The sequence below is a fragment of the Streptomyces sp. RPT161 genome, assembly GCF_027533845.1.
In the GTDB taxonomy this organism is placed as follows: Bacteria; Actinomycetota; Actinomycetes; order Streptomycetales; family Streptomycetaceae; genus Streptantibioticus_A; species Streptantibioticus_A silvisoli_A.
This window is the reverse complement of the sequence record NZ_JAPZVN010000011.1, coordinates 122959-140900: the sequence shown is the minus strand read 5'-3', so window position 1 is coordinate 140900 and position 17942 is coordinate 122959. Positions and strand designations below refer to the sequence as shown.

Genomic DNA, 17942 nt, shown 5'->3' with positions numbered 1-17942 from the left:
CGTCCATGCTTCGCCGACCGCCGAAGGGTTTCGGCACGAGGGTGGACACATGGCCTCCACCGACCAACTCACCACCGCCTCCGACCAGTCGGCCCGCGCCGCACGGGCCGCACCTGGGCGCTCCTGGCTGCCGCTGCTCGCGGTGTCCCTCGGCTTCTTCATGGTCATCCTCGATGTCACCGTGGTCACCGTGGCCGTCCCGGTCCTCGGCGGCGCGCTGCACACCAGTGCCTCGGCGCTGCAGTGGGTGGTGGACGGCTACACCCTGGTGTTCGCCTGCCTGCTGCTGCTGTGCGGTGCGCTGGGCGACAGGTTCGGCCACCGCCGTGCCTTCCTCGCCGGGCTCGCGGTGTTCACGGTGGCCTCGGTAGCGTGCGGCGCGGCGACCACCGGCGGACAGCTGATCATGGCGCGCCTGCTCCAGGGCGCCGGCGCGGCGCTGATGGTCCCGGCGTCGCTGGCACTGCTACGGGCGGCGTATCCCGAACCGGCAGCCCGCGCAAGGGCGTTCGGGGTGTGGGGCGCGGTGTCCGGCCTCGGCGCGGCGGCGGGCCCGGTGATCGGCGGCCTGGCCGTGTGGGCGATCAACTGGCGCGCGGTCTTCCTGGTCAACCTCCCCTTCGGGTTGCTGGCGACCGCGCTCACCGTGCGCTGCGTTCCGGCGCCGCGGCCGCACCGGGGCGCGCGGCTGCGGCTGCCCGCACAACTGCTGGGCGTCGCGGCGCTGGCCGCGCTGACCACGGCACTGAACGAGGGCGGCACCCGGGGTTGGGCCGATCCGCTGATCGTCGGCTGCCTCGGCGGTGCCGTCGCGGCGGGCGCGGCCTGCACGGTGCTGCTGCGCCGCCCGGTGGATGCCGCGGTTCGGTCGAGCCGGGCACAGCGGCGGGGTCTGGCCGGTGGCGCGACCGTCGGCCTGCTGCTGAACCTCGGCTTCTACGGGCTGCTGTTCCTCGCCACGCTCTACTTCCAACGGCAGCGCGGCTACGGCCCGTTGACCGCCGGGCTGGCGCTGCTGCCGATGTTCGTGGTGATGACCGTGTCGTCGTTCGCCTCCGGACGGCTGGCCGCCCGTACCGGACCGCGGGCCCCCATGGTGGCGGGTCTGCTGGCGGGCGCGGTGGGCCTGGCCGGTTGGCTGCTGGCCGCGCCGGACACCCCGTACCCGGTGCTGGTGGCGCCGATGGCCCTGGCGGGGCTGGGCACCTCCTTCGCCATGCCCGCCGCCACGACCGCCGTGATGGAGTCGGCGCCCAGCGAACGCGGCGGTACGGCCGCCGCGCTACTCAACGCCGCCCGGCAACTCGGCAGCGCGCTCGGGGTGGCCCTCTTCGGCAGCCTGTCGGCGGCCCACCTGATCCCGGGGATCCATCTGTCGGCGCTGCTGGCCGCCACCGGGTTCGTGCTGGCCGCGGCCACGGCGGCGGTGACGGCGCCCGGCCGCCGCGCGTAGTGCCGTCAGCAGGTGGGCAGTCCGGGTACCGGCTGGTCGTTGGCGCCGCCCTTGAGGTAGACGTCGCTCACGTACACATTCGTGTTGCCGCTGTCGTCGTCGGTCCTCGCCCACCATGTGTTCGTCCACCGGCCGCTGGTCTCCCGGCGGCCCAGATCGGCCTGGCAGTAGAAGGAGTTGGTGCCCGCGTGCAGCGTGCCCACCCGCGCCCCGCCCTGGTTGTACGTCGCCGCGCCGTGCCAGGTCGTGCAGTTGTACCTGCCGGCACCGGCGGGCGTACACGGCGGGGGCGGCGGGCCGTCGCCCTTGTACGAACCCGGGGGCGTGGCCGACCCGGTGCCGTTGGTCGGACGGCCGCCCTCGTGCTTGCCGTGGCCCGGCTTGTGGGACGAGCCGGGTGGCTCCTCGCCCCGTACTCGGTGGCCGCCCTGTCCCGGCCGCGTCGTGCCGTCGGTCGAGGTGTCCAACGAGGGCGCGGCGGCGCCCTGTTGGGGAGCGGCGGCGGTGCCGTTGCCGCTGTCGCCGGAGGTGAGCGCGTAGGCGACGCCGCCCGCGGCCAGTACGACGACGGCCGCTGCCGCGGCCAGCAGCGCCCGTCCGTGCCGCCGCTCCGTGGGCCGGCCGCCCTGCGGGCTCACCAGCGGTTCCGGCTGCTGCGTCAGTGGCGGTTGCGCCCGCGTGACCAGCGTTTCGGTTCCGGCCGCCACGGCCTGGAGCATCTCCCGGGCCTGCGCGGCGGAGGGCCGGACCGCCGGGTCCTTGTGCATCAGCGCCCGCAGCACGGGGGCCAGCGGACCGGCTCGGCGCGGCTCCGGCAACTCCTCGGTGACGATGGCGGTCAGCGTCGAGTACACGGATGAGCGGCGGAACGGCGACGCGCCCTCCACGGCCGCGTACAACGTCATGCCCAGCGACCAGATGTCCGACGCCGGCCCCGGCTGCTGCCCCTGGGCCCGCTCCGGTGCCATGAAGTCCAGCGAGCCGACCAGTTCGCCGCCGCGGGTCAGCTTGGTGGCCGCCTCGTCGCCCGGCGCCTCCATGCTGGCGATGCCGAAGTCGGTGAGCACCACCCGGCCGCCGCGCTCCAGCAGCACGTTGCCGGGCTTGACGTCCCGGTGCAGCACCCCGGCCCGGTGCGCCGCGTCCAGCGCGTCCAGCACCTTGGCGCCGATGCCCGCCGCCTCCCGCGGGTCCATCGGGCCGCGCTCGCCCAGCACATCGTCAAGTGACGGTCCGTCGACCAGTTCCATAACGATGACCGGGCGGCCGTCCTGCTCGATCACGTCGTGCACGGTGATCACACCTGAGTGCCGGATGCGGGCGGCGGCCCGCGCCTCGCGCTGCATGCGTACCCGCAGATCGTCCAACTCCGGTGCCGAGGCGTCCGTGTAGGCCCGCAGTACCTTCACCGCGACCTCGCGGCCCAGGACCTCGTCCCTGGCACGGCAGACGACGCCCATGCCGCCCCGGCCGATCTCGCCGGTCACCCGGTAGCGACCGCCCAGCAGTGCGCCGGTGAGGTCACCACCCGTCTCCCCCGCCGTAGCCACGGATCCACCGTCCCCTCGCTCACCCGTCCCCTGGCGGGCAACAGCCTAGAGGAGGGGCACCATACGTCCGGCACTCCGACCGGGCCAATCGAAGACCGCCATCAGAATGAATGCGCACGAATCCCGGCATATGCCTTCTCCGTAGTGGTCACAGACACGGGCGTACGACACTCACCGCCACTGGCAAGTGGCGGACGTCCACAGCTCTGGAGGCATTCGTGTCCCGAACCCTGCCCCGTCTCGCCGCCACCGTCGGCGCCGCCGCCATGCTCGTGCTGGGCGCCGCCGGGCTCGCCAGCGCCCACAACCAGCACGACCACGACAACCAGCACGGCGACCACCACCACGCCTGGTCCAACGGGGCCTACCTGCACGACGCCGCCAAGTACTGGAACAAGGGCCTCGACTACGTCGACGACGAGCACGTGGCCGACGCCTACAAGAAGGGCGGTGCGGAGCTGGGCAACGGCGTGACCGGGCCGGGCAACTACTACGGCCCCGCCTCCTGACGACCGGCCGCCACGGCCCACGTTCCACCCCTGGCTCAGCAGCGGCCCCTCAGGGGCCGAGTGACCGGAAACAGCACGGCGAGGCCCCGCGCCCAGGTGAGGGCGCGGGGCCTCGCCGTGCTGCCACCGCCGGACTCAGTGGTGGTGCACCACGGTGGTGTGGTGCACCACCGTGTGGTGAACGACGGTGTGGTGGACGACCGGTTGGTGCACCACGACATGGTGGACGACCGTGCGGTGGTGGGTACCGCATCCGGTCGCGAGCAGGGCCGTGGCGGCCAGCACGGTGACGGACAGCGCGGTCTTCAGGCGGTACACGTTGCTCCTCGGAATCGTGAAACGGTGCCGTACATCCCTGAGGACGCACCGGCGACACGATCGTATCCCTGTCAGGAACACGCCCATCCGCCCCGGCGTGCGGGGCACTACGGGTACGGCGCCGTGCGGCCACCTCGCCGGTGGGGGCGCCGCCTTCGCGGGTGAGCTGGCCGCGTGGCGCCCGCCTTCAGGGCGAAGCCCATGCCGATTCCGGAGCGAGTACGAAGGGCGTGATACTCGCTCAGCATGTTTTGAGGTAGGGGCCGTCCGGGATGTGGGCCTGCCATTCCTGCTTTGTCAGGCCGCCCGACTCGGTGCAAGGCTCTCGGATCAGCCGCGCAGGTGCCATGGTGTAGGTGAAGAACCGGCCGTCCTTGTCCACACCGGTCAACGTCGAGCCGTCCGGGCTGAACGTGAGCGCGAGGATCTCGTCGAAAGTGTCGTGATCGGGCGTCGTGAGCGGGACGCCCAGCTCGGACCCGGTGCACCTGTCCCACACCTTGACCTGGTAGCCGGTGCCGGATTGGTGCACCGTGGCGAACAGCCGACCGTCGGGTGAGACGGCGGTGGCACTGTCCTGGCCGCTGAGCGGCGGAGATATTTCCGGTGCGCAGGTCATCACAAGGTCCGGGGCAGTTCCCGTACCGCGTCACCGACCCGACCGGCCTTCACCGGCCCATCGAACCCCGGTGCGTCCTCCACCTCCTCCAGCAGGAAACAGTCCCATTGAACCCGAGGTTCGCTCCCTCCCCGGAAACCGTCACATACGGAGCAGGCGGCTCCACAGCAGCCCGCGAGCGGGGGTGTTGTCACCCGACCGACTGCTCACCGCGCCAGCAGCGTGATCGTCGTCGGCGCGGGCGCGCGTTCTTACCGGGCAACGGCTGCGACGGGGGCGGAAACCGGGGCAGGGCTCGGCTGTGGCTTCGGTCGCCGGGTGCGCGGGGTGATGTGGCCCAGATGCTGAAACTGCCAGACGAGCGAGCGCCGCACGCACCGCTTGACCTCACAACTCAGGGCGGTGATACGGGAGTTAGCCGACCGCGCCAGCACACGTGCATCATCCGCCCTGGCAGTGTTCGTCTCCCGACGCACCGACCGCACACACTGCTACGGCTGCCGCTGCCTGCGGCGGTCACAAGTGCCGTATGCGCGAAGTTGGCAGCGCCACACTCGTCACACAACCCAGGCGCCTGGGCGCGTGGTGAGTTCGCGAATCTGAGGCGCAGCGTCGGCATCGGCCCCTTCGCCTAGGGCGACGGGGCATCCGACGCTCGGACGCCCCTCGCCGTTGCCGTCCGAAAGCCTGGAGCCCGCGATCCTCTCGGCTTCGCTACCTCAACTCAGCTGTTGGGACGGAGAGTCCACACCACCGTCATCTCCCCCGTGACCGCCTCGTCCTCGCGCTGGATGGCGATGCTCACCGGGAACTCCGGGCGCTGGCCCGCGTCGAGTTCCGCGATGACCTCGGCGATCGGGCGTCCCAGCGTGGCCGTGGCTGTGACCGGCCCCATGGCGAGCTTCTTGTAGCCGATCTCGGCCCGCACCGCCAGCGGAACGGCGCGCGAGAGCTGGTCTCCGAAGGCGGCGAGGACGATGGCGCCGCTGGCGGACTCAGCCAACGTGAACATGGCGCCCGCATGCGGCCCAGCGATGTGGTTGTGGTACTCCGGCTGGTCGGGGAGCCGGAGCACGGCACGTTCCGGAGTGACCTCCAGGAACTCCAGGTTCAGGGTGCGCACCATCGGCACCGTGGCGGCGAGCATCTCGCCAATCGACGTGTTCTCAACGGTCATGGCCGCAATGTTACCCATCAGTAGCATCACTGGCCATACCTGTTCGCGGCACGCGGCCAGCCCCATGGAGCCGTCGAGCTCGAACGTGGGAGGCGCGAGCCCCAAGTTAAGGGTGCAGAGCACGGGAACGGCGACGCTCAGCATGTCGCCGCTTCGGCAATGCCTAAGACGCGCCCGGACGCTACCAGCCGGTAGCACCGCCCGACCGTGCCCTGCGCCACAGCCTCCAACGCCCCCGATTCGCGCTCCCCCGGCGCACGGTGGTGCGAAACCGGGCCTGGCATGGTCCACGGTCGACCCGACCCGTATCGTTGCTGGCCATGTGGCCTGGAGAACAACAGCCCGGCGGACAGCCGGATCCGCAGGGAGCACCCGCCGACGCCCGGTCCGGTGGGCAGCAGCCCGGTCATGGGCAAGCGGGCGCCTTCGGGCCTCCGAGCGGCTTCGGACCCCCGCCCGGCGGCCAGCCCCCGGCGTTCGGCCAGCCCACCGCCGCGGGGCCCGGCCAGCCTCCGTACCCTCCGCCGCAGGCGTTCGGGTACGAGCAACAGCCGCCCGGCTTCGGGCAGGTGCCGCCGCAGTGGCAGCAGCCCGGGCCGCCAACCCTTCCGCCGCAGCCGCCCAACCGGCGGCGCACCACGATCGGCATAGCGGTCGCCGCCGCGGTCGTGCTGATCGCCGCGGGCGTGGGCGTCGCCATGGGGCTGCGCGACGGCGGAGGCGATACGACGACGAACGCGGCCTCGCCCACGCCGTCCGCCGCAGTCAGCGCAGCGCCCTCGAACGCGGCGCCCAGCGCGCCGCCGGAGGCGGGACCGCGCGGCGACGGCTCCAACGTCCAGCCGGTGGTACCGGGTTGGCAGGCCGTGGTGCGCGCCGACCGCAAGGTCGCCTTCGACGTGCCGCAGGGCTGGACGGTGAAGCAGCAGGACGTGCTCATCGGCTTCGAGGACGAGAAGGGCAATCCGGCGGTCGGCATGGGCGCCCCCGCCATCTACAAGGAGAACTACTGCGGCGGCAACACCAACGCGGCCGCCGCGGGCACCAAGGGAGCCGAGGGCGCCAAGAGCGTGCAGGACGCGGCCGAGAACCAGGCCCAGGCCTGGGCGTACTACGGCTTCAACGACATGAAGAGCAAGCAGAAGGGCACCCTGAAGTCCACTTCTGCCACACCGTTCTCCAACTCGCACGGCATCAACGGCTACCTGGCCTCCGCCACGGAGACCAACGTCCCCAAGACCAACCAGTGCGCCACCGACGGCGCTGCCTACGCCATCGCCTGGGTCGGCCACAACAGTCAGCTCACGGTGTTCGTGCTGTACACCAGCACCGGTGTGCCCTCAGAGGTCCCTTCGCAGACCATCAAGACGATCGAAGGCAGCATCCGGCAGATCCCGTGAGCCGGAGGCTCACCCCAGGCTGAAGGCGCCGTCCGGTGGACGCGGCGAGGGCACCGCGTCGGTGTCTCCCACCGGACGCGCGTCGCCCGCCAACTCCCTTAGCGCGGCACCGTGTTCGACCCTGGCGGGGAAGACGTCGGCGGCCACCCGCCGTGCGAGGTACGGGATCGGCAGATCCCGCGCGCCCGCCACCAGTACGGCGTTGCCGAACCGCCGCCCACGCAGCACCGAGGGTTCGGCCACCAGGCATGTCTGCGGGAAGACCGCCGCCGCGGTGGCGATCTGCGACCGCAGGAAGTCGAACGGCGCCCCGTCGGCGAGGTTGGCCAGATACAGTCCGTCCGGCCGCAGCACCCGGGCCGCGGCGCGTACGTACTCCACCGACGTCAGGTGCGCCGGCACCCGCGAGCCGCCGAACACATCGGCCACCAGCACGTCCACCGACCCGCTCGGAGCCTGCTCCAGCCAGCCGCGGGCGTCGCGGGTGTGCACCTCGATACCGGAATCCGCCGCCAACGGCAGCACGTCCGCGACGAGTTGGACGAGGCGGTGGTCGGCCTCCACGACCTGTTGCCGGGAGCCCGGCCGGGTCGCGGCCACGTACCGCGGCAGCGTCAACGCGCCGCCGCCCAGATGCACCACATCCAGCGCACGCCCCGGCGCCGCGGCGGCGTCCAGCGCGTGACCGAGCCGCCGGACGTACTCGAACTCCAGGTACTCCGGGTCGTCCAGGTCGACATACGACTGCGGTGCGCCGTCCACCGTGAGCAGCCACGCCCGTGGCCGGTCCACATCCGGCAGCAGCCGGGCGGCGCCGAAGTCCACCTGCCGGTACACCGGTGCCCGCTCGTCCTCGTCCATCACACCATTGTCGCCGGTCCGGCGACCCCCTTACTCAGCCGTCGATACGGCCCGGCCAGTCCGCGTAGCGGATCCGCGAGATCTCCAGGACGTCGCCGAGCGTCCCCCACTCGTCCTTGCCGAGCCGGCTGAGCGGCCGCATCTCCCGCACCTCGGGGTGCCTGTCGCTGAGCACCGCCTCCGACACCGCGGCGTGCACCACGCGTCCGAACACCACGGTGGAGTCACCGAACCGCAGCGTGCTGTGCAGCTCGCACTCCAGCGCCACCGGAGACGCGGCGACCCGCGGCGGCTTCACCCGCACACTGGGCTCACGTGCCACACCGACCTCATCAAACTCACTGACCCCACGAGGAAAATCCGTCGCGGTCGCGTTGATCTGCTCGAACATCTGCTCCGGGGCGAAGTTCACCACGAACTCCCCCGTCTCCTCGACGTTGCGCAGCGAGTCCTTCCGCCCCACCGACGTGAACTGCACGATGGGCGGCTGCACACTGGCGATCGTGTAGAACGAGTGCGGGGCGAGGTTGGCCGTTCCGTCCGCCGACATGGTCGACACCCAGGCGATCGGCCTGGGCACGACAGTGGCGGTCAGCAGCCGGTAGAAGGTGTTCCGGTCCAGCTCGGCGGGGTCGAAGTCGATGCGCATACCGCCCAGTATCCAGGACGACGCCCCGCACCATAGCCGCGGATCGACGGCCGCCCCCTCGTCGCGATATTCGCCGAGAGTTGCCTGCCGTCACGACGAACTCACCGCCCATCTCCGCGCGGCCGGCCTCCGCGCCCCGGTAGAGCACGGCTCCGCGCACTTGAGGAACTGGCGCGTCCTGGGCAAGGTCCGCGCGGATCCAAGGTGGGCGACCGCGCTGGTGCGGGCCCTGCTGGTGCTGACAAACCTGGAAGTCGCCCGCTGACCGGTGATCTTGTCGCTGGACTACCGCCCGGTCCTGGCCGAGCTTTCCGACGCCTACGCACATCTGACCATCTGACGTGCATTTTTCGCGATGCACACTACTCAATGACTCAGGCCGCGTGTTGGCTTCAACGACCCGGGCCGCGTGTGGTTATCTCGCGGCAGTGAAGATGATGACCATGGCAATTAGCCAGCACACCCGCCATCATCGGCTAGTCAATCACGGTCATTCGCTAGGGCAGACCATCGATGCCAGGTGACGGCGGCGATGCACTCCACAACGGAGAATAAGTTTCATGACAGATAACAACGAAAATGTGCGTGCAGCACGAGCCCTCGGAAGCTTGAGTAGGCGACGCCTTCTTCAGGGGACGGGGGGCGCTCTCGGTGCCGCTCTGGCATCCGCCGGCATCTACAAGATGATCGACACCATGGCAAAACCACCGAACCGGCCCGCTGCCGCCGACAGCCCACCCATCCAGGAACAATACATCCTGCAGAACGAGCAGGTGGTCATGGTGGATGGCACAGGCGTGAAGAGCAGCAAAGGATCGATTGCGGTCCGAGTGCCGGCCCTGCATGATCACATCATTACCGCAAGGCTGAATGTGCCAGCGAATGCTAAAGCGTTGCAGGAGGCGCAGCACCATTTCGAGGCTGCCCTCCTGGATCTGGAACGCCAATTTCCGCCCACTCCCACAGGAGTGGCTACCACGGTAGCCTGGGGACTTCCCTACTTCCACCACTACATCCCGGCCCTGGGCAAAACCTCGGACTTCTTCAAGGCGGGAACACGTTACCCAGCGTATCTGCCGGTCGATTTGCAGACCTCCAAGACGGAGGGCCATACCGTATATGCACTGCAGGAGGCCAGGACGTTTCCCAGTGACCAGCCCCCGCCTGGCTTCGGTGCGGTCCGCTTGGAGCAGAACGACATGGCCGTGCTACTCCGCAGTGACTCGATCGCCAACATCAAGGCAGCCCAAAACGCCCTCTTCGGGTCTGGAAGCAACCAGGGGGGCAGCCTGTTCAAGGTGACGAGCATCCGCCAGGGCTTCTCCGGGGGCGGTTTCTACGGGCAACAGGGCCTGCCGAGCAAGCTGGCGCTGGCAGCTAATATCCCCGGTGCGCAGTGGATTCCTCGACAGGCGCAGGGCTTCCTCGGCTTCGCCACCACCCTGGATTCGAACATGGGACCTGGCAACATCGGCAGTCTGGAGACCCTGCCCGGCCTCACCGATCAGTGGCCCCACGGTTACTTCAAACAGGGGACCACCATGGGTCTCTCGCACCTGTTCCAAGATCTGGTGACCTGGTACGAACAGAACTACCCCAAGTACGCGGATCGCGTCCAGGCGATGCTCCAACCCGGTCTCTCACCCGCGCCCGCACCGGGTACGTACGCCCTCCAGCCGCCAGGCCAAAGTGAGGCCCAAGTGGCGCAAGGGGTCCGTAAGTACCACGCCTACGGCCACAGTGGGAGCATGTCGGAGGTGGACAGCACCACATCGCCGACAACCAGCAACTACGGGAAGGCCTACCCAACTGGGACGACCATCCCCGTGCGCGGCGATTTCGACACGCTGGACAACCCATTCCACTACACATCTGATCCGACGGCAGATCACTACAGCAAGAAGCCAGCGGCCGGGTTGCACTTCATTCAGTTCCAGCCGACGATTGCTATCTTCAACCGCGTTCGGCTCTCGATGGACGGCTACTATCCCGATAGGACACTACCCATCGCACCGCGCAGCCCCCACGCTGGCATCAACTCGGTCCTGCATACGACCCACCGGCAGAACTACCTGGTTCCACCACGTCGCCATCGCTCATTCCCGCTCGCCGAGTTCCTTGTCTGACACGAGCCGCGCGCAGGCGCCCGTACTGCGGCAAGGGCCCGGTTGGCCGGTTTCTGTCTCGTTGACCGCGGTGCCGACAACACGGGTGCGCGTCGGCTGACACTAACGTCGCCACCCCGACGCCAGGTGCGTTCCGGCGAGTGCGATGGCCAGCCCGGCGCCGAGGGCGAGAGCCAGAAGAGACCAGCGGCGGCCCCGTCCGGGAGCCGAAGCCCCGTGCTGCGCGGGGCGGTTGCGCAGGTCGGCGCCGATGAGGCGGGGCAACCGCCAGATGTGGGCCAGTACGTGGAGGCCGGTCACTGCCAGCCAGCAGAAGAAGCTGGCCTTGTGGAGCAGGAGCAAGGGCACGGGGCCGGCGTGCCTGCCGAGCAGGGCCATCAGGACACCCGTCGTCAGGACGGCGACGGTGGTGGCGACGACCAGCGGGCCGAGCACGCGCAGCAGCGGCGCGGGAGGGCCTTGGCGCCGGTAGGCCGGGGAGCCGGTGTAGTAGCGGAAGAACCGGTAGCCGGTGGCCGCGAGTTTCAGTCCCACCGGGCCTATCAGCAGCAGGCCGACGAAGAAGTGGACGGTGAGGAGTTGGTGCAGGGAGAGGATCGTGACGCCCTGGACGGCGAACAGGATCAGCAGTACCGCACCGACGGCTGCGGTCAGTCGCGCGTTCCCTTCGGGACCGCCATGCCGTGTCGTTGGTGGTTGGGGCTGCCTATCGACTGTTGCCGTGCTGCTGATCGAGGTCACTCGACCGTCCTTCCAGTGGTCCGGCTCCGAGGCGTCGAAGCGTCAGATCGCATGGGTTCCGCCATGGGTGCGCAGCAGTGTGCCGGAGCGATGGTTAAGAAATGGTTCACGTCCGGCCGGACTTCTGCCGGACCACGCGGTCCAGTCGCATGGCGAGGACGGGGCAGGCGGCGACGGCGCGTCGGGCATGGCCGAGGAGCTCGGCCGTGACATGCGTGTCGCGCAGGATGGGGTAGCCCCACTCGTCGAGTTCGATGAGCTCCGGGAGCAGTTCAGCGCACACCCCGTGGCCCCCACACTCGATGCGGTCGATCCGCAGGGAGTGGCCAGACACACCGATCACCGCCATTCGTGGTCTTGAGGCACCGACGCGTCGGGCACGGGGAGCACGGGCTCGCCTCCAGCCGCCGCACACGGTCCTGACAACAGGTGGTGGCGCACGTCGTCGGCGAAGGCGCGCAGCGCGGTGGCGGCCAGCCGTGACGCACCGTCCGGGTGGCGGCAGGCGCCGCGCCCGGCAAGCAGGCCGACCCGGCGCTCCAGGCGATGCGACAGGTCCGCGTCGGCCTGGCCCCGTGCCAGCGCCGCGAAGTCCTCGGCGACCGCGGGGAGTCCGAACCGGCACGGGCCGCACTGCCGGGCGCTGTTCGCGGCGAGGTAGGCCAACACCCGTGCGGTTTCCGCCAGTCCACAGGCGCTTCGGGGCAGGACGACGAGCACGCCCGCTCCCGGGCCCGCGCCGAGCGCGGCCAGGTCGTTCTTGGTGAACGGCACGGACATCACCTGGTCCGTCGGCAGCCAGCTGCCGAAGAAGCCGCCGAGCAGCACCGCGCCGAGCGGCTGGGACGAGCCACCCGCGGTACCCAGCATCTCGCCCAGCGGCAGGCCCATAGGCACCTCGTACACGCCAGGTGTGCGGACGGCGCCGGAGAGCGTCACCAGGGTGGTGCCCGGTGCGTCGGGGCGACCGGCGCCGCGGAACCATGCAGGGCCGTAGCGGGCGATCAGGGCGAGGTGGGCGAGCGTTTCGACGTTGTCCACCAGGGTGGGACGCCGGTCCACGCCCTTCTCGAAGGGGCGCGGCGGGGTGGCCGACGGACGGGCGTCACCGCCGTTCAGCCAGCGCACCAGCGAGGTCTCCTCACTCGAGACGTAGTAGTGCGGCAGACCGTGGACGTGCACCGGCACCGGATCGAGCCGGCGTTGGCGGCGGTGCTCGACCGCCTCGCCGAGAGCGCGTATCTGGTGATGGCGGGTGCGGGGCAGGCACAGGTGCACGGCTTCGGCACCGACCGCGACGGCGGCCAGCGCCGCGCCGTCGAGCACCAGGTGCGGGGCGAGATCCAGCAGCGTCTCGTCCTTGTGGCTGGCCGGTTCACTCTCCATGCCGTTGGCGATGACCACGGCGGGGCCGCGGCCTTCGGCGACGGTGCGCAACTTGCGGCCGGTGGGGAACGCGGCGCCGCCGCGGCCGGTGAGCCCCGCGTCCTCCACCGCGCGGATCACGGGGGCGACTGAGCCGCGCCCCGTAGCGCGCGACAGCGGCGGGGGGCCGTACCGGTTCAGGTGCTCGTCCAGGTCCGCGGCGCCACCGGTGGTGAACCAGCCCTGCAACAGCCGGGTGCCGTAAGGACCGGTCGGTTGTTCAAGTACGTGAGAAGCCGGAGTGGTTGGGGAGCTGGTCATGCGACGCTCCTTCCGTTGTCGAAGGTCGAAGCCGCCGATGTCGCAGACGCGCTACCCGTACCGTCGGCGCGTTGCGCCCAACCGGACTGTGTGGGACCCCAGTTCAGGAACATGGCCAGCACCACGGGAACCACCGCGGCGGCGACGCCAGCCCACAGGCGGGCGGCGAGACGGCCAGGACCGGCCCGGTACAGCCGCCACCACACGGCGGCGACGACAACCGCCACGCACCCGGCGTACAGGGCCAGTTGCACGGACAGCCGTGTGTCGGTGCCCGTCCCGGCGGCGTGGAAGAGCGCCACCGGCCAGGCGGCGTAGCCCAGCCAGTGCACCGCCTTCCACCGCCGCTGCCCCAGGCGCAGCCGCACGGCGCTGGTGGCCGCGACGGCGAGCATCAGGTCGAACGCCACGGTCCCCAGACCAAGCCAGAACGTCCGGTAGGAGGCGGCGAACGGCACCACCGCCACCAACCAACCGAGGTTGACGAAGGTGTCGGCGATCGCGGTCACGATGTGCAGTGCCAGGAAGACCAGGGTCAGCACCGACAGATTGCGGTGCAGCGCGCCGATCTCGAACCGGGCTCCCCGCCTGGGCTCGTATCGCCCGCCGACGGCGATGCCGAGCGCGACGGTCGCGGTGAGCAACAGCAGGGCGACGGTGCCGCCGGCGCGGGTGGCGTACCACAGCGGGCTGGGGCCGCTCGCGGCGAGCTGGACGATTCCGGTCATCGGTCACCTCCCGTACCGTCGTCGGACCAACCGCCGAGGTGGACGACGGTGCCGTCCACGGTCACCAGCCGGGCGGGCAGCCCCGTCCCGCGCAGCCAACTGACCGCGCGCTCGCCGAGGACAATCGCCGCGGTGCTGGCGGTGTTGGCGTCGGTACAGGTGCCGGCGGCGACGCTCACCGTCCGCCACACCGCGGTCGGCAGGTCGCCGGTCGCCGGGTCGACGATGTGATGGAGTACCCGCCCGCCACGGCGCCAGGTGCGCGCTGTGGTACCGGAAGTGGCCAGTCCACCGCCGGTGATGCTGACCGTCGGGCCCGCCGGGGCGGGCTCGGCGTGATCGTCGGCGATCGCGATCCGCCAACCTCCCGGCGGCGCCTGACCGCCTGTGGCCACGTCCCCGCCGAGGTTGACCAGCACACCGCAGCCCAGCGTCGCGGCCGCCCGCCGCGCCGCCCGGTCGGCCACCCACGCCTTGGCCGTCGCACCCAGATCCAGGGCCGTGCCCTGCGGCACCCGCAGCAGCCGCGATTCGCCATCCCACTGGACAGCGCGCCAGTCGGCGGCGGGCCGCACGGGCCGCACCGAGCCGACGTCCTGTGGCCGCAGCGCAGTGAACGTACGGTCGTAGCCAAGCGCGACCACCGAGGCCCCCACGGTGGGATCGACGGCACCGTCGGTGAACTCGGCTGCCCGCAGCGCCACTTCGAGGGCTTCGGCGAACACGGCGCCAATTCGCACAGTGGATCCCGCGACCGCGTTGGCCCGGGAAAGCTCCGAGTCGGGCCGGAAACGACTACACGCGGCGGCGACGGCGGCCAGTTCCTCGTCGAGGACGGCGCGGGCCGCTGCCAGCGCGTTCGGATCCGTGACGAGCAATGTCGCGGTCGTGCCCAGCGCCGGGAAGCAGACCTTCACTGGTTCGCTCGTGGTGACGGTCATGACGCCCCCGAAGTGGTGTGCGACGGGTGCGGCGTCGGCGCGGGGGGCGGTGCCGGGGTGGGCGGGTTCGCCGCTGGCGGCTCGGCTGGGTTGGTGTGTGGCCGGGCGACGGTTGCGTGAGGGGTCGGCGCCGAAGGCCAGTGGGAGGTCCGGGTCGGGTTTGGGGGTGGCGCCGAATGCGATGCGGCCGGCACGGAGGGTGGCTGGGCGGCGGGGGTGGACGCGCCGGGCGATGGGGTGCCCGGAGGTGCGGGGGACTTCCCTGGGAGGGCTTGGGCGTATCCGGTGCCGAGGGCGACGGAGCCCGCGGCGGCGGCAGCGGCCACCCAGCGCGTGGTGGTCCCGACGCGCCGCAGGCCCCGGTCTCGTCGGCGTACGGCGGCGCCCGCGGCGTGATCGGAGTCCGGGAAGCGATCGGGGTGGGACATGGTTTCCTCCTCGCCCCTTGACTGGGGGCATGTGCCGCACGTGTCGGTCACGATGCGGGCATCCCAGGTGGATGCCCATGCACCAGATTGCGGAGAAAGGCGTCGGGTTCTGGTTCAGGAAGTCTTCAGAACCGGCAAAGATCGGCGGATCCCCTGGTAGGCAGGGGTGCGGAGGCGTGCAGTGGGGTGACTCAGCGCTCGCCGGGGCGGGTGCCGCCGCTGTCCGTGCCGCGATCGCGCCCGCGGCTGGCCGCTGGCAGGGTCAGCAGCACCGTCAGGCCGCCGCCGGGCGTCTCAGCCAGCTCGGCGGTGCCGCCGTTGGCGGTGACCAGCCGGTGCACGATGGCCAGGCCGAGGCCGGTGCCGCGCCCTTCCGGGTTGCCGAAGCGGCGGAAGGCGGTCGCCCGGGCCGTCGCGCTCATGCCGGGACCGTTGTCGACCACGGCCAGCCGGACCGTGTCGCCGTGCGTCGTGCCATTGATTCGTACCTCACTGCCTTCGGGGACCGCGCCGAGCGCGTTGGCGATGAGGTTGTCGAGTACCTGCTCCAAGTCACCCACCCCGGCGAAGGCGCTGAGCCCCGGTCGGCAGTCGGCGATCAGTTCAATGCGGCGTTCGTCGGCCACCGGTTCCCAGGCGGCCACCCGCTCCGCCACGACTTCGTCAACCCGGACGGCCACCGGCTGCGGAATGGAGTGCTCTGCCCGGGCCACCGCGAGGAGTCCGTCCACCAGCCGGGACAGCCGGGCGATCTCCTCCTGTGCGCTGGACAGTTCGGCTCCCATCTCGTCATCCGCGTCGGCGGTGAGCAGGTCGAGGCGCAACCGCAGCGCGGTGAGCGGGGTACGCAGCTGATGCGACACGTCGGCGACGACAGCGCGGTGACCGTGCACCAGGGCTTCGGTGCGACCGGCCATGGTGTTGAACGTGGCCGCCAGCCGCCGCACCTCCGGCGGCCCGCCCGCGTCCGGAACCCGCGCGTCGAGCGCCCCCTCCCCAAGCCGTCGGGCCGCCACGTCGACCACCCGCAACGGACGGCTCACCCACCGAGCCAGCCATACCGACACCGCCACTGCGGCACCCAGACCACCGACGCCGATCAGAGCGGACCAGCCCCACAGCACCATGATGTGGTCGTTCAGCGCATCGGTGGAGCGACTGAGGACGGCCACCCCCGTGGCGTCGGAGTCGTCACCGATGGGCACCACGGTGGTCAGCCGCTGGCCGTCCTCGATCGTTCGCGTCTGTGGATGCGCCAGCGCCGAGTTCACCAGTTGGGAGGCATCGCCCCCGGCGACGGTGGTGCACGGAGTGGACAGAATCGCTGTGCCGAAGGAGTCGTAGACGGTGGCGCAGTCCCCTCTGCGCCGGGCCTCTTCCAGCAGGTGCCGCGCGGGTGCCTCGGACTTGTGGTCGGACAGGTGCTCCTCGGCGGCGGAGGCGATCGACCGGGCCATCGCCGCCGACTGCTCCCGGAACGAAGTCTGTTCGCGTTCTGTCATCAACAGGCCCAACGGCACCACTGCCAGCACCAGGAGCACGGTGATCAGCGCGAGTACGGACAGTGCGATGCGACGGGTCATGTCGACCGGCCAACGTCAGCAAGGCGGAAACCGCGCCCGTAGACCGTCTCTACCAGCCCCTGCACACCCAACTTGCGGCGCAGCGCCGCCATGTGCACATCCAGCACCTTCGTCGGGCCGTACCAGTGGGCGTCCCAGGCCCGCTCCAGGATCTCCTGCCGGGTCACCACCCTGCCCGGGTCGGCAGCCAGACAGTGCAGGATGTCGAACTCCTTGGGCGTCAGGCTGACCTCCTGCCCGTTGACCGTGACCTTGCGGGTACGCGGATCGACAACCAGCGGACCGTGGGCCAGAACCTCGGGTGCGGACGGGCGGGTGCGCCTGAGCACCGCCCGGATCCGCGCGAGCAGCTCGGCCAGGCCGAAAGGCTTGACCAGGTAGTCGTCCGCCCCCTCGTCGAGCGCGGCCACCCGGTCACCCTCCTCACCCCGTGCGGTCACCACGATGATCACCACGTCGGACCGGCGACGCAGCAGACGGCAGATCTCGAAACCGTCCACATCTGGCAGTCCCAGATCGAGCAGCACCACGTCCGGCACCGGGTCGCACACCAGCGCCGCCCGACCGGTGTCCACGCTGCGCGCGTCGTAACCCGCCCGATTTAGGCCCCGAACCAACGACCCCGCGATGCCCGGGTCGTCCTCAACGACCAGCACCTTGAGCACCTCAGTGCCCGACCCGGAACCGATGCCTTGCGCCATGGCACTCAGCCTAGGCCGCCACCACGCCGCTCCTGACCACCGGTCGGCGAGCACCCCGGCGGACGCGGACCGCCCGAGCACCTTTGTCGCATCTGAAGATTTCCCGAACGCGATGGCAACGAGCCACCGCGCATCCTAAAGACACGGCCCCCAGCGACAAGCGAACCGGAGCGCGTCACGCCAAAGGTCATCGCTTTCACACGAAAGAGGGACAGCCATGCCAAGCTCCACGCCGCACACCGACCCAGCCTCCGTACAACGACGCGAGCGCGGACTACGGCGGGTGAGCACCGCCACCCGCTGGACCGCCACCGCCGCTCTGGCTGGGACGTTCACACTGGGCGTCGGCTACGCCCAAGCTCTCCCCGGAACCGCGGACACGCCAACCGGCACCGCACAACACTCGCCCCGCGCCGACCGCCCGCAACCACCGGCCCAAGCCCCCACGCCCACTTCTCAACCGCCACAGACC

Annotated in this window: 17 protein-coding genes; 4 read left to right on the top strand and 13 right to left on the bottom strand. The window is 70.7% G+C overall.

The window, feature by feature from the left end; translation table 11 throughout:
- The first annotated feature begins 49 nt into the window (after positions 1-49).
- Complete coding sequence (locus O5O46_RS22040) at positions 50-1453, top strand: MFS transporter (protein ID WP_269857252.1); 1404 nt, start codon at positions 50-52, stop codon at positions 1451-1453.
- A gap of 5 nt (positions 1454-1458) precedes the next feature.
- Here the strand turns inward: O5O46_RS22040 and O5O46_RS22035 are convergent, their stop codons facing one another.
- Positions 1459-3003: a serine/threonine-protein kinase gene (locus O5O46_RS22035; RefSeq protein WP_269857251.1), complete on the bottom strand. Its 1545-nt coding sequence runs from the start codon at positions 3001-3003 to the stop codon at positions 1459-1461.
- A gap of 218 nt (positions 3004-3221) precedes the next feature.
- Here O5O46_RS22035 and O5O46_RS22030 point away from each other — a divergent pair, with 218 nt between their 5' ends.
- On the top strand, positions 3222-3512 hold the full coding sequence (locus tag O5O46_RS22030; RefSeq protein ID WP_269857250.1) for a hypothetical protein: 291 nt from the start codon (positions 3222-3224) through the stop codon (positions 3510-3512).
- 135 nt (positions 3513-3647) lie between these two features.
- On the opposite strand, the gene O5O46_RS22025 is transcribed toward O5O46_RS22030, so the two are convergent.
- The 3 genes from O5O46_RS22025 to O5O46_RS22015 form a co-directional block, all read right to left on the bottom strand.
- Positions 3648-3830 carry a hypothetical protein gene (locus O5O46_RS22025; RefSeq protein ID WP_269857249.1) on the bottom strand — a complete coding sequence of 61 codons (183 nt, stop codon included), beginning with the start codon at positions 3828-3830 and terminating at the stop codon, positions 3648-3650.
- Between the two features lie 241 nt (positions 3831-4071).
- Positions 4072-4449 (bottom strand): WD40 repeat domain-containing protein, encoded by a 378-nt coding sequence (locus tag O5O46_RS22020; protein ID WP_269857248.1) that lies wholly within the window; start codon positions 4447-4449, stop codon positions 4072-4074.
- A gap of 724 nt (positions 4450-5173) precedes the next feature.
- Entirely contained in the window at positions 5174-5626 is a 453-nt protein-coding gene (locus O5O46_RS22015; RefSeq protein WP_269857247.1) for a DUF4442 domain-containing protein, read from the bottom strand.
- A gap of 320 nt (positions 5627-5946) precedes the next feature.
- On the opposite strand from O5O46_RS22015, the gene O5O46_RS22010 reads away from it, so the two are divergent.
- A complete protein-coding gene (locus O5O46_RS22010) occupies positions 5947-7026 on the top strand; it encodes a hypothetical protein (RefSeq protein ID WP_269857246.1) in 1080 nt (359 codons plus the stop codon).
- 9 nt (positions 7027-7035) lie between these two features.
- On the opposite strand, the gene O5O46_RS22005 is transcribed toward O5O46_RS22010, so the two are convergent.
- A complete protein-coding gene (locus O5O46_RS22005) occupies positions 7036-7887 on the bottom strand; it encodes a spermidine synthase (RefSeq protein WP_269857245.1) in 852 nt (283 codons plus the stop codon).
- 34 nt (positions 7888-7921) lie between these two features.
- Positions 7922-8536 carry a flavin reductase family protein gene (locus tag O5O46_RS22000; RefSeq protein WP_269857244.1) on the bottom strand — a complete coding sequence of 205 codons (615 nt, stop codon included), beginning with the start codon at positions 8534-8536 and terminating at the stop codon, positions 7922-7924.
- Between the two features lie 683 nt (positions 8537-9219).
- On the opposite strand from O5O46_RS22000, the gene O5O46_RS21995 reads away from it, so the two are divergent.
- Positions 9220-10662, top strand: a complete 1443-nt coding sequence (locus O5O46_RS21995) for a DUF7405 family protein (RefSeq protein ID WP_269857243.1) — start codon at positions 9220-9222, stop codon at positions 10660-10662.
- Positions 10663-10764: 102 nt separating this feature from the next.
- Here O5O46_RS21995 and O5O46_RS21990 read toward each other — a convergent pair whose 3' ends face one another.
- The 7 genes from O5O46_RS21990 to O5O46_RS21960 form a co-directional block, all read right to left on the bottom strand.
- On the bottom strand, positions 10765-11403 hold the full coding sequence (locus O5O46_RS21990; protein WP_269857242.1) for a hypothetical protein: 639 nt from the start codon (positions 11401-11403) through the stop codon (positions 10765-10767).
- 106 nt (positions 11404-11509) lie between these two features.
- Entirely contained in the window at positions 11510-11737 is a 228-nt protein-coding gene (locus O5O46_RS21985) for a ferredoxin (RefSeq protein ID WP_269857241.1), read from the bottom strand.
- Between the two features lie 5 nt (positions 11738-11742).
- Positions 11743-13089 (bottom strand): NADH-ubiquinone oxidoreductase-F iron-sulfur binding region domain-containing protein, encoded by a 1347-nt coding sequence (locus O5O46_RS21980; RefSeq protein WP_269857240.1) that lies wholly within the window; start codon positions 13087-13089, stop codon positions 11743-11745.
- A complete protein-coding gene (locus tag O5O46_RS21975) occupies positions 13086-13817 on the bottom strand; it encodes a ferric reductase-like transmembrane domain-containing protein (protein WP_269857239.1) in 732 nt (243 codons plus the stop codon). Before O5O46_RS21975 ends, O5O46_RS21980 begins: the two co-directional genes overlap by 4 nt.
- On the bottom strand, positions 13814-14758 hold the full coding sequence (locus tag O5O46_RS21970; RefSeq protein WP_269857238.1) for an FAD:protein FMN transferase: 945 nt from the start codon (positions 14756-14758) through the stop codon (positions 13814-13816). Before O5O46_RS21970 ends, O5O46_RS21975 begins: the two co-directional genes overlap by 4 nt.
- A gap of 619 nt (positions 14759-15377) precedes the next feature.
- Positions 15378-16769, bottom strand: coding sequence for a sensor histidine kinase (locus O5O46_RS21965; protein ID WP_269857237.1), 1392 nt, complete (start codon positions 16767-16769; stop codon positions 15378-15380).
- On the bottom strand, positions 16766-17470 hold the full coding sequence (locus O5O46_RS21960) for a response regulator transcription factor (RefSeq protein ID WP_269857236.1): 705 nt from the start codon (positions 17468-17470) through the stop codon (positions 16766-16768). Before O5O46_RS21960 ends, O5O46_RS21965 begins: the two co-directional genes overlap by 4 nt.
- Positions 17471-17942 lie beyond the last annotated feature (472 nt).